Consider the following 12,757-nt stretch of genomic DNA (forward strand, 5'->3'; position numbering starts at 1 on the left):
TATATAGATTGTAAAACAGAATATCAATATAAGGTCCTCCATGATATAATGAGATAAAGGTGATAATATGTCGTATCAATCGTTATATCGTAAATATAGACCTTCACATCTTGACGAAGTTGTGGGGCAAGAACATGTCGTTCATGTTTTAAAAAATTCAATTACTAAAGATAAGATATCACATGCATATCTTTTTTGTGGTCCACGTGGAACAGGAAAAACATCGATAGCGAAATTATTTGCGCGGGCAGTCAATTGTGAGAATCCTGATCAAGTAATTTGTGGAACTTGTGACAATTGTAAGGCTGTAGCGGATGGAACGCATCCAGATCTCATTGAAATTGATGCCGCAAGTAACAATGGTGTTGATGAGATTCGTGGTCTTATTGAAAAAGTGAAATATACACCGATTCTCGGAAAATATAAAGTCTACATCATCGATGAGGTTCATATGCTTTCACAAGGTGCTTTTAATGCACTTCTTAAGACATTAGAAGAGCCACCAAGTCATGTTGTATTTATATTAGCGACAACAGAAATACATAAAGTGTTGCCTACAATAATTTCGCGCTGTCAACGCTACGATTTTAATCGTATTGGCGAAGTGGATATTGCGAAGCGATTGGATTATGTCCTTGAAAAAGAAGATGTAGAAGCTGAACAAGGAGTTTCGAAACTTATTGCAAGTTTATCTGGCGGTGGTTTAAGAAATGCATTAACGATTCTAGAACAAGCAATTGTTCTCGCAGATGATCAGATTACGGTAGCACAAATTTATGATACCAATGGTATCATTACAGACCAAGATAAGATTCGTTTATTCAATAGCATTCAGGAACAAAATATGGAAACGCTTGTGAATCAAATTGCAATGATGAGTGAGAAGAGTGTTAATATTGATCGCTTGATGATGGATCTCATTAGTGGATTAAAAGATTCAATTATCTATTCACATACAAATTCTGAAACGCTTGTCAACGAGAATAGTTTAATGTTTATCCAATATCTTGCGAAGTCGTTACAGGTTCAAGAACGATTGCAAGTGATTGACAAACTATTAGGTTATATGGATAAAATGAAATTTTCTCAAAATCAATCAACATATTTTGAAGTCGCTATGGTGGATGTTTTTAATTCATTTAATCATAAAAAAAATAATGTGAATTTGAATCAACAAAGCCAAGAAGCAATGACAGCTGAAGAAATCTATCGATTAGAACATGGTAATAAGCAGAGAAAGACATCACACAACGATGTTCCTAAGTCAAACGAGTCGACTCATGAACCAATTATTTTCGAAACAAATAATCCGGAAGAAATGATTGAAGATGAGATTATTGAAGAAGAAATTCAAATTGATACAGAAGTCTTTATTACAGATCCAAATAACCAGCCGGATGCACTTCTAACAGTAGATGAAGTTGTTCAGTATATGGTAACGGCTGATAAAGCAATTCGTATCCAAGACGATGCCTCATATCAAGCAATTGATCGCTATAAGGTTGATTTAACGTGGGCACGCGCAAGTAGACTCATAAGTGGTGGGAAACTGGTATTAAGCAGTAATTTCTTTGTTGTTATTGCACTCGTCAATGACGCAGCGGTTCGAGAAGTGGCAGAAATACGAAATCAAAGCGAACTATATCATTTTTCAAAAGTTCTTTTTGGTGGATCAAAGCAAATTTTAGCCATTACACAAGAAATGTACGCAGAAGCTGTTTCTAAATTTCTAGATCTTTCAAAGAACAACAATTTACCAGAACCAATAGAAGCAAAACCGTTTAACGATCAATCTCAAGAAGATGAAGTTGAACAAAAAGATGAAAGTTTAGAAAAAGTAAAAGAACTGTTTGGGGGAATCGTAGAGATTATAGAATCGTGAGGTTGTCAATAAATGTATCCTAAAAAACTAGAAAAATTAATTGAATCGTTTATGATGCTGCCTGGGGTTGGACAAAAGACGGCTGAGCGTTATGCACTCAGCATTTTAGATCAAAAACCAGAAGATGTGGATAAATTCTCACAAGATTTGAGTACCGCACGGCATGAAATTCAATCATGTAAAGTTTGCCATAACCTCGCGGATGAGGCGGTTTGTCAAATATGCCAAGATGAAACGCGTGATCGTTCAATCATTTGCGTTGTCGCAACAGCAAAGGAAGCATTTTCAATCGAAAAAATGAATGAATATCACGGTGTTTATCATGTCTTAGGGGGATTAATCTCTACTCAAAAAGGGATTCTTCCAGAGAATTTGAATATTCAGTCACTCATTAATCGTGTTGATGAAAACGTAACTGAAGTTATATTAGCGCTCAATGCTACCGTTGAAGGGGAAATGACATCGCTTTATCTGGCGAAAAAATTAGAAGATCAAGCAGATGTTTCGCGTTTAGCTTTTGGATTACCAATTGGTGGTCATTTAGACTACGCAGATGATATGACATTGATGAAAGCTTTTGAGGGTCGCAGTAAAGTTAAATAGGAGGTCCATATGAGCTCAATAGCATATATTTCCGATGAAAAGATGATTGAATATCATCGAATTAATGGAAATCAAACCGTAAATTTTTGGAGACTCAGTCTTAAAGGCTTTGAGCGGTTTGATGTTGGCGACTTACTTTTTTTCTTAGACAAGCGTTATATCCATCCTCAAACGAAAGAAAAGGGGATTATTGGTTATGGTCGCGCAAAAACAGTGCGCACCATGAGTGTAAAACGAACATGGGATCAGTATGGAACCATGAATGGCTATACTTCATTTGAAATGTTTGAAGAAGCAATTTTGAACCGTACTAAAGATCATGAAGTGCCAAAGCAAATTCAGAGCATCGAACTCGAAGATCTCAAGTTCTTTGCTGCACCAATCTATCTCCATGAAGTAGATTTTAAACTTACCAAACGTTTAGAATCATTTACTTATCTTGAGGATGATGACCAAAATACCGTATTGAATCTTCTAAACAAAGGATTAGAAATTGGGCTGGATGAGTGGTTTACCAAAGTCCATAAACATGAATTAAGCGAACGTGACATTATTCAAGATCTCGAGCATCAACGTCTAAGAGATATCCTATCAAGCATTCGGACGGAGTGGACGCTTATTCAGGAGTCGATGATTTCTACCAATCAAGAAAAGTATAAAATCGGACCGATTGGATATACCTATTATGGAAACAAAACTGCATCCATATCATTGCCCTGTTCATCCCTTAAGAATCAAATATATCCCTTGCTTGGTATTTCCTGGGTAATAAAAAAAGAACTTGAAGATTTCAAGTTCTCAATTTCTTTATGCATTAAAAATCAAACAGCATCACAATCATACAAGGATCTTATTCAGCAGATGAATCTAGAGCTCGTAGATATTTAGGTTTTGAAGGTTTATATTGAATCCCCAATAATTGAAGCGTATCAAGGTAGTGCGGGTACGCTTTTTCATTGCTTTCATGAAGTTCATATTCCAGTTCATAATCGGAATTATTTAAAAAACGGGTATAATCTAAACACCAAACACCATAGATGTCAGAGTATTCATAGCGGACTGTATTACTGAATGCGATGACCTCCATCGTATTTACGTCAATGTCTTTTTCATTTAAAAAATCAATAATGCGTTCATCCATAAGTGACTTTTCATTTAAAATAACCTCGTATTCCAATACACCTTCTTCTTGAGGTACTTTTAATGTGAACTCATGAATACTACCAATTGTGCGTATACGGCACATGGAGTGTTGTTTAAATAAAGAACCTTTCGGTGTATCATAGTATGTATTTTCTTGATACTTAGGATCTTTAAAAGGGAACGAATTCAAAATATGGTTAAATTCGTCCTGGGTGAGTTGAGTTTTATATTCAATTTCGAGATGTTGTTTCATACATCTATGGTACAATAAGTCTAAAGGAAAAGGAAGTGGATTATGAAACGTTTTACACTTGTTCAACGTGGTGATGCTGCGTCACAAGGTATCTGCATGAAGATTCGCGATGCTCTTGTGGAAAATAATTTTATATTTGATGACCAGAATCCTGAACTCATTATTTGTGTTGGTGGAGATGGAACACTTTTAAAAGCGTTTCATGACTGGATTCACATTATTGACGATGTATCCTTCGTTGGAATTCATTCGGGAACGTTGGGTTTTTCCACAGACTATACTAAAGATTGTGTGGATCAATTTATAAAAGACGTAATCCATAATGAACCCGTGATTGAAGAAAAACGGATTCTTGAAGCACTTTGTATAAACGATACACGTGAAATCCATGTTTGTGCACTAAATGAAATACGTGTTGAAAACATCGTTAAAACACAAGCGTTAGATATTTACATTGATGATTGTTATTTCGAGACATTTAGAGGGAATGGTGTTTGTATCTCTGGGCAATATGGTTCGACGGCATATAATCGTTCCATCGGTGGTGCCGTTATTTTCCCAGGATTAGATTTACTACAACTAACCGAAATATCTGGAATTCATCATCGATATGCACGCAGTTTGGATTCGCCTTTGATTATGAAACCGGACTCTAAAATAATTCTAAAAAGTGATTCATTCGATCATGCATTATTATGTTATGATCACCTTCATAAGCATTTAGATGGTATTCATGAGATTAGAATTTCTAGCTATCCAAAAGTGATGCGTTTTGCGCGGTTTAATGATATTCCGCATATTCAACGATTGAATGCTTTATTTTAAAAAGAAAAGAAGGAGTGACCCTAAAGTCCTTCCTTCTTTTTTAGTGTTTGTGTAAATTAATGGTTTCGCTGTACATATGCAGTGCGACAGCAATGGGTATCATATAGGAAACAAGAGATGATCCTCCATAAGATATAAAGGGTAAGGTAATTCCGGTAATTGGCAGGATGCCTAGAATCATACCGATATTCTGTAAATCCTGGAACACAATCATTCCAATGATTCCCATCATCATATATCGTTCTTTAGATAAATTACTTCTTAGTGTATTTATCACAAGTTTTATATCAAAGGCAAATGATAAGATAACAACTAAAGATGCACCGAGAAACCCAAAGTTTTGCGAAATAACGGCGAAAATAAAGTCAGTTTGAGGTTCTGGGAACTGAGCAATTACAGATCCTAAGGGATGACCTGTAAGACCTGCAGTACCAAGTGATAACAGTGCTTGGAAGAGTTGGTATCCATATGTTTGAGGATACTTCTCATAATCGAGCCAACCATAGAAACGGGTGAGACGATAATGCGTTGCACCACCACCCAAAATGGTATTGAGTAACTCTTGATTATTGTAATAAAGCCAAACAATACCCAGTAGCAGTCCAAGTGCAAGACCAACAATAACAATGATCCATTCGCGTCGAACACCAGATAGGAAGAACATCGTAGCGAGGCTGACAAGAATAACAATTGGAACCCCAGTATCAGGTTGTAGAAATATCAAGATAAAGGGTGGAAGAACATATTTAATCATTTTATAGATTAATTCAAAATCACTTTTAAATGAATATTCAGTTTTCAATGTATTATGTTCATGAATAGTATTGGCGGTTTTAATTACGAGTACGATTTTCATAAATTCACTCGGTTGGAAGGAACCAATACCCGGAATAGAATACCAAGCATGCGTCCCATTTATTTCTGCAGCGAAGGGTATGTGAATACCGAATCGAGAAGATAGAACACGTGCTATAACAAGACCGAGTAGACATACCATTAAAATCCAATAGGCAATATCTACTGCAGTGAAGATACGATCGACGCCGATTTTGAGTAGAAAAGCAACGACTCCAAGACCTACGACAATCCAGCTAATTTGTTTTATTACTAAATTGACGCCCCCATCTTGGTTCATAAGTGGTGCTGCAAGATGAATTGCCACAAGACTTATTCCAAAGAGTGCAAAGAGTAAGACAATTAAAGTTACATCAAGGGTGAAGTGTCGTTTGCTTTCATTTATAAATTTGTTCATCGTGCCTCCTTTTGCGAATGAATGTAATAGTGTATAATAGAATGGAAAAGTTAGAGGTGCTCAAAATGAATCGTCTTCAGACATATTATGAACAGTTACAACTCCCATTGAAATCATTATTCTTGGGTTGTTTCTTGATTACAATCGGTTCTATCATAGCAAACCCATATATCGTAATGATATTTAAATTTAACAGTCCACTATTTGTTACAGCATCGAAATTGTTGTTGTATGCTGGTGGTATCATTTTATCATATTTTCCACTGTATGTTTTTATTAAATTGTTAACGCATCGAAATGATGAAACCAATGTCGTGGTTACAGGATTTATTTCATATTTAGTGTTCTTAGTTGTGATGACGCTGTTGTCACCAACAACATCACCAAAAGCTGCGTATTCAGACATTTTAAACATTACAATTGGAAACGAATCATATGGTTTGTTTAAAACAGGAATTTTTGGCTTCTTAGCCGTACTCCTTGTGGTTCGATATTGTTATCGAAGCCATAAAGAAACAACTGGTTTCTCCCAAGTTTCTTATTTAGATAAAGATACACTTAAATTAGTAAATGCAATTATTGGATCTGCAATCGTAGGGGCGCTTTTTGCATATGGATGGCCTATGTTTGTGGATGGTATCTACAATGCATTGAAATTTATATCTTCAGATTCTCATAATCCGATGAGTCTTTTTGCATACGGAGGGTTAGAACGACTTCTAACACTTGGGAACATTCAAACGATGATGCATCAAGAAATATGGCTTGGATCTCTTGGGGGGTCCTGGATGAATATTGGAGGCGAAACGTTTGTAGGGGATGCCAATATTTGGACGGCTCAACTTAAAGAGGGTCTAAATATGATTAGTGGTGCTGGACGCTATACGAGTGCATACTATGTGCTTAATCTATTTGCGATTCCAGGTTATCTGCTTGCAGTTGTTTCAACAATCTCCAATAAAAAAGTTTTAAAGAAAAACATTTCACTCTTCGTTATTGTAATTCTAACATCAATGCTCGGGGGAATTATCTTCCCAGTTGAGTTGTTAATGCTTTTAACAAGTCCAATTCTATATTTCTTCCATCTCTTTATGACCGCATTTATTTATGCGATTCTTGTTGGATTTGGAGCAACCGTAGGCTTCTCGTATTTGGGAACGTTGACAAGTGCAACACCGGGAAACCTTATCGATTTTATTGGTCTTATGAGAAATACAGTAATGTTTAATAAAATTATGATTATTTTATTAGTTGGTATTATTACATTTATTATTTACTTTGCGATGACCCGTTTCTACTATAGTAGAATGGCAATTGATGTCTTAAATATTGGAAGTAAAAAAGAACGTGTTAATGATTTTATTGAACGATTGGGAGGCCTTGAAAATATTGAAGCGATTTCAAGCACACCAACGCATATCCATGTTGCGCTCCGTGATCGTGATGAATTAAATGTTTCAGGATTACACCGACAAGGGGTTACTCGTATCGTTGAGACTCGACAAGGTTTTACACTTTCTGTAGGATCCTCATCGTATATGTTGCAACGTGCGGTAAATCGTCATCTTGATACACTTCCTAAAGCGGAAGAGGATGCTGAAGAATGACACAAGCAACATTAACACCAATGTTACAACAATATATGGACATAAAGAAAAACACCAATGATGCGTTGGTGTTTTATCGCTTGGGAGACTTCTATGAATTGTTCTTTGAAGATGCTATCACAGCATCAAAAGTCTTGGATCTTGTTTTAACAGCGCGTTCAGCTGGAAAGGATCAAAAGGCCCCAATGTGTGGTGTTCCACATCACGCGGCGCAAGGTTATATTCAAAAATTAGTGTCCGCAGGGTACAAAGTAGCAATTGTGGAACAAGTTGAAGATCCTAAAAACGCAAAAGGGATTGTTAAGCGTGATGTTGTTGAGATTGTAACGCCAGGAACATATTTTGAAATGGATGATAACGAAACGCGCGAAATTGCTTCAATAACGCTCGATTTAGTGTATGCAACGATTGTCAGTTGCGATATCGTTTCAGGAAATCTACGTGCAATTCGTGTCATGAATGATTTTGTTGAAATTATTAAAGTACTCCAACAATTTCAAGTAAAAGAAATTGTTGTTTCTGAACATTTTGATTCTAAAATTCTAAATGAAATTAAAAGTAAAACCGAAATCTATATTTCATATCAAGAAGACTTAGCAGAAGATGTTCAACATCAAGATCCAACAATTTGTAAAACACAAGCACGGTTAATTCAATACCTCATTTATACACATAAGCGTAGTTTGAATCATTTATCAGAAGTTGTAGTGCTTAATGATGAAGCATATTTACGTATGGATTATGCTACAATGACGAATCTCGAACTCATTGACCATCAAAAGGGAAAAGAATTATCCCTATTCCACTTTATTAATCATACTAAAACAAACATGGGAGCACGCGCACTTAAAGAAATGTTGATGCAACCATTGGTGAGCGTTGATTCCATCAATAAGCGACACATTCAAATTGAGACACTTATCGAAGATTATCTTCTTGCGGATGCACTTTCTCAATGTTTAAAAGAAACTTATGACATTCATCGCGTTATTGCACGCTTATCAACCGCAAAGCATAATGCACAGGATCTTGTACGTCTTAAAAAAACACTCGGTACCTTCAAACGAATACAAGAAGTAGTGGACGGTATTGACTGTTTTAACTTTATGCAGATCAACCCTCTTCAGGATGCGTATCAAGTACTTGATACACATATTTTAGACGATGCGCCGGTTGCACTTAAAGAAGGGAGAACCTTCAAACAAGGGATTCATTCTGAACTTGATGAACTTTTAGAGTTATCAAAAAATGGGAAGAAATGGCTTGTTAATTTTGAGGCGGAACAACGCGAAAGAACGGGCATTAAGAACTTAAAAGTGGGTTATACCCGTGCTTTTGGATATTACATTGAAATTAGTAAAGGCCAAATTGAGAATGTTCGTGAAGAGTTTGGTTATATTCGAAAGCAAACCTTAACAAATGCTGAACGATACATTAGTGAAGCATTACAAGAATATGAATTAAAAACAAGCCAAGCCAGTGAACGTATTTTAGAAATTGAACATGAGTTGTTTGATTCTGTTACTCAATATATTTCACAATTTTCAACGGAAATCCATAATATTGGATCATCGATAGCGCTCATGGACGCTTTGCTCTCACTTTCAGAAGTGTCTGCTTTACCAGGTTATCAACGTCCAGAATTTGTATCCGGGAGTGAGTTAGATATTAAAAACGGAAAGCATCCAGTTTTAGAATCAACATTAAAAGATCACCAGTATATTGCAAGTGATGTATTAATGAATGCAACCCGTAATACTCTAATCTTAACGGGACCCAATATGGGTGGTAAAAGTACCTATATGAGAATGGTCGCACTTAATGTTATTTTGGCGCAAATTGGATGTTATGTTCCGTGTGAAAGCATGACACTCAGCCTTGTAGATCAAATCTTTACAAGAATGGGTGCAAGTGATGATATTTTAATGGGACAGTCAACATTTATGGTTGAAATGATGGAGGCTCAAGCAGCACTTTCGCGTGCTACCAAACATTCCTTAGTGCTTTTTGATGAAATTGGACGAGGAACGTCAACATATGACGGAATGGCACTAGCTCAGGCAATTATCGAGTATATCAATAATTCAATTCAAAGTCGCACAATTTTCTCAACGCATTATCATGAATTAGTGACGTTAGAATCGATGTATGAGGGGATTAAAAATATTCATGTGGAAGTACATGAAGAAAACGATGAAGTGACGTTCCTCTATAAAGTCATTGATGGACGTGCGGATAAGTCGTATGGGATTAATGTAGCGCGTTTGGCTCATTTACCTCAAAGTATCATTGAACGTGCTAAACACAATTTAGAGGTTCTTGAATTGTCCAAAAGCCGTTTAGATATTGATTCTAAGGTTGTTACGGTAGAAGTAGAACCGCAGGGATATAGTGTCGTAAAAAATAAATTGCAGAGCCTTGATGTTAACCAATTAACACCAATTGAAGCACTCATGGTTCTTTCTGAATTAAAATCAATCATTGAGGACAAGGGCGATGAATAAAATAAAAGTACTGGATACACATCTAACGAATATGATTGCTGCTGGAGAGGTTGTAGAACGTCCTGCGGGTATTATTAAAGAACTTGTAGAAAATTCAATTGATGCGAATGCTACAAGTATTGAGGTGCGTATTGTTGAAGGTGGGATGGGCCTTATTGAGGTCAGTGATAATGGTGATGGAATGAGCGGTGATGATTTATCACAAGCATTTGAACGTCACTCAACATCAAAAATTAATAGTGTCCTCGATCTTAATGCGATTGCTTCTTTTGGATTTAGGGGTGAAGCATTACCATCGATTGCTTCAGTAAGTCATGTTGAAGCGTTATCAAATGACGGTACTGAAGGTCATCGCATTATTATTGATAATGGAGTAAAAAAGGTTAAAGAGCGAGCAGCTCGCAATCAAGGAACAACCATATCTGTTTCAAGTCTATTCCTTAAAACACCTGCAAGGTTGAAGCATATCAAAAACATCCATTATGAAACATCAATCATCCTTGATACAATTCAAAAGTTTGCTATGGGAAATCCACACATATCATTTACCCTTTATAACGAAAGTAAAATAAGTTTTAGAAGTTATGGCCGGAATGATATAGCGGATGTTTTTCATCGTGTTTATGGTGCTCAAGTGACTCAAGACACGAAACTTTTTAATGCTGAAAATTACGATTTCAAAATTGATGGAATTATGGCGCTCCCTCAACATAATCGCGCAAACCGATATTCAATTTGGCTTTATATTAATAATCGTATGATTCGATTCCCTAAGATTCAAAAAGCAATCGTTGATGGTTATCGCCGTCATATGCCTACTGATCGCTACCCAATTGTTGTGATGAATATTCACGTTGATCCTCAATTAGTGGATGTGAACGTACATCCAAGCAAGTGGGAAATTCGTTTATCAAAAGATAATGTTCTTGTGGAACTGATTCAGGACTGTTTTTCATCAATTTTAGATCAACATATGCGTCCACAACGCATTACCTTTCCCACGCAACCACCCGTTCAAACAGATATAAAAGAAGACCTGCTTGGTGAACCACTACCACGTTTTGAACCGTTGATTGAAGAACCCAAAAAAGTCTATGTGCCTGATTATCTGCCTGAATCATTGCCACTTTCAGACTTTAAACCCCGAGAAATTGAACCTTTGGAGGTATCTGAAAGAATCGAACCCCTTACCGTCTTATCACAAATGAGTGGATGTTATATTTTAGCTCAAGGCGATCAAGGCCTGTATATCATTGATCAGCATGCTGCAATGGAGCGTGTACGGTATGAATATTATCAAAATAAAATGTTAAATCAAAACAACCCTACACAAGATTTTTTAATACCTCTAATAATCGAAGGACGTAAGCCAATTATTGGTCGTGTTCACGAGATTAATCAGATTCTTAAAGAATTTCAACTTGAGTTGGAAGTGTTTGGTGATGATGCATTTGTATTAAGAAGTACACCTTTATGGATCGAGGAAAAAATCGTTTCGGAGTTTATACACGAAGTTTTGGATATGTTTGAAGATGAACGAACAATTCGTGAAGAAGACTTACGACGAAATGTTTTGGCTACGTTAGCATGTCATTCTTCAGTTCGATTTAATGAATATATGTCTATGGATGAGATGACGGAGTTGGTGCGACAACTGAGAGCGTGTGATCAACCCTTTCATTGTCCACATGGTCGACCAACATTTATTACAGTTGAGCATAAACAACTCATCAAGGAGTTTAAACGATGAAAAAAGTAATCGTCATTGCCGGTGTAACAGCATCCGGAAAATCGAGCTTGGCAGTTTCATTAGCCAAAGAACTTAATGGAGAAATTATAAGTGCCGACTCCGTTGCTGTTTATAAAGAACTCAATATTGGCAGTGCAAAACCAACCGAAAAGGAACAAGATGGAATTTCGCACCATCTCATTGATATTGTTTCCATTACGGACGCATATCATGTTGCACGTTTTCAAAAAGAAGCTCGAGAAGCGATTGACTTAATATTAAGTAGAGGTAAAACACCAATTGTGGTAGGTGGAACAGGGCTCTATATTAATGCATTGCTTAATGATTATAGATTTAATGAGGAGGTTCACCTTCCTCAAATTGATGAAACGTTATCCAACCAAGATTTACTGAATGAACTATTAGAAATTGATCCAGTTACTGCAGAAAAAATTCATGTCAACAATCGAAAGCGTCTTATTCGATCTTTACAAATGGTCAAGAGTGCGAATTTGACCAAAGCGGATGTTAATGAGAATAGGGGAAAAACACGTCTTTATGATGCTAGAATCTATTTCTTGCAAGGGGAGCGTTCAAGACTTTATGACCGAATAAATGCTCGTGTTGATATAATGATGCAACAAGGACTTTTGGAAGAAGTGACTGAACTTTATTCGAAGTATCCTGAGTTATTCACGATGCAAAGCATGCAATCGATAGGGTATCGAGAGTTCGTAGATTATTTCCAGGGGAATAGTACGTTAGATGAAGTTCAAGAATCCATTAAAAAAAACACCCGAAGATTGGCAAAGCGTCAAATTACCTGGTTTAAGCATCAAACTGAAAGTACATGGATTGATATTTTTAACAGTAATCCGTTAGAGTTCGTGCTAAATGATTTAAAAAAGTGGTAGATCCACTTTTTTTTAGGTCAAAATTTAAAGAGTGCACATCTATTA

General features: G+C 36.3%; 10 protein-coding genes. 8 read left to right on the forward strand and 2 right to left on the reverse strand.

Going from position 1 to position 12,757, the window contains the following annotated elements; genetic code table 11:
* Positions 1-67: 67 nt before the first annotated feature.
* Genes dnaX through AAG186_RS00085 form a run of 3 tightly spaced genes read left to right on the forward strand, consistent with a single transcriptional unit; the run spans position 68 to position 3,373 of the window.
* Positions 68-1,882, forward strand: coding sequence for a DNA polymerase III subunit gamma/tau (dnaX, locus tag AAG186_RS00075; RefSeq protein WP_342621689.1), 1,815 nt, complete (start codon positions 68-70; stop codon positions 1,880-1,882).
* Between the two features lie 12 nt (positions 1,883-1,894).
* The gene (gene recR, locus AAG186_RS00080; protein WP_161636900.1) at positions 1,895-2,485 is read left to right on the forward strand and encodes a recombination mediator RecR; all 591 of its coding nucleotides are present in this window, start codon (positions 1,895-1,897) and stop codon (positions 2,483-2,485) included.
* A 9-nt stretch (positions 2,486-2,494) separates the two neighbouring features.
* Positions 2,495-3,373, forward strand: a complete 879-nt coding sequence (locus AAG186_RS00085) for a hypothetical protein (RefSeq protein WP_161636901.1) — start codon at positions 2,495-2,497, stop codon at positions 3,371-3,373.
* On the opposite strand, the gene AAG186_RS00090 is transcribed toward AAG186_RS00085, so the two are convergent.
* Complete coding sequence (locus tag AAG186_RS00090) at positions 3,336-3,881, reverse strand: CYTH domain-containing protein (protein WP_125163854.1); 546 nt, start codon at positions 3,879-3,881, stop codon at positions 3,336-3,338. The two genes, AAG186_RS00085 and AAG186_RS00090, sit on opposite strands and share 38 nt — an antisense overlap.
* Before the next feature lie 42 nt (positions 3,882-3,923).
* Here AAG186_RS00090 and AAG186_RS00095 point away from each other — a divergent pair, with 42 nt between their 5' ends.
* Positions 3,924-4,706, forward strand: a complete 783-nt coding sequence (locus tag AAG186_RS00095) for an NAD kinase (protein WP_342621692.1) — start codon at positions 3,924-3,926, stop codon at positions 4,704-4,706.
* 40 nt (positions 4,707-4,746) lie between these two features.
* On the opposite strand, the gene AAG186_RS00100 is transcribed toward AAG186_RS00095, so the two are convergent.
* Positions 4,747-5,958: an FtsW/RodA/SpoVE family cell cycle protein gene (locus AAG186_RS00100; protein ID WP_125163856.1), complete on the reverse strand. Its 1,212-nt coding sequence runs from the start codon at positions 5,956-5,958 to the stop codon at positions 4,747-4,749.
* 41 nt (positions 5,959-5,999) lie between these two features.
* Between AAG186_RS00100 and AAG186_RS00105 the strand changes: the two genes are divergently transcribed.
* From AAG186_RS00105 to miaA, 4 genes are read left to right on the forward strand one after another with little or no spacing between them, the layout of a single operon-like run.
* Complete coding sequence (locus AAG186_RS00105; RefSeq protein WP_244660383.1) at positions 6,000-7,565, forward strand: PTS transporter subunit EIIC; 1,566 nt, start codon at positions 6,000-6,002, stop codon at positions 7,563-7,565.
* A complete protein-coding gene (mutS, locus tag AAG186_RS00110) occupies positions 7,562-10,069 on the forward strand; it encodes a DNA mismatch repair protein MutS (protein ID WP_200548992.1) in 2,508 nt (835 codons plus the stop codon). Before AAG186_RS00105 ends, mutS begins: the two co-directional genes overlap by 4 nt.
* Positions 10,062-11,819, forward strand: a complete 1,758-nt coding sequence (gene mutL / locus AAG186_RS00115) for a DNA mismatch repair endonuclease MutL (protein ID WP_342621696.1) — start codon at positions 10,062-10,064, stop codon at positions 11,817-11,819. The genes mutS and mutL overlap by 8 nt, the downstream gene beginning before the upstream one ends.
* On the forward strand, positions 11,816-12,712 hold the full coding sequence (miaA, locus tag AAG186_RS00120) for a tRNA (adenosine(37)-N6)-dimethylallyltransferase MiaA (RefSeq protein WP_161636907.1): 897 nt from the start codon (positions 11,816-11,818) through the stop codon (positions 12,710-12,712). The genes mutL and miaA overlap by 4 nt, the downstream gene beginning before the upstream one ends.
* The last annotated feature ends 45 nt before the right edge of the window (positions 12,713-12,757 follow it).

This window comes from Erysipelothrix sp. P66, from assembly GCF_038682365.1.
Taxonomy (GTDB): domain Bacteria; phylum Bacillota_I; class Bacilli_A; order Erysipelotrichales; family Erysipelotrichaceae; genus Erysipelothrix; species Erysipelothrix piscisicarius.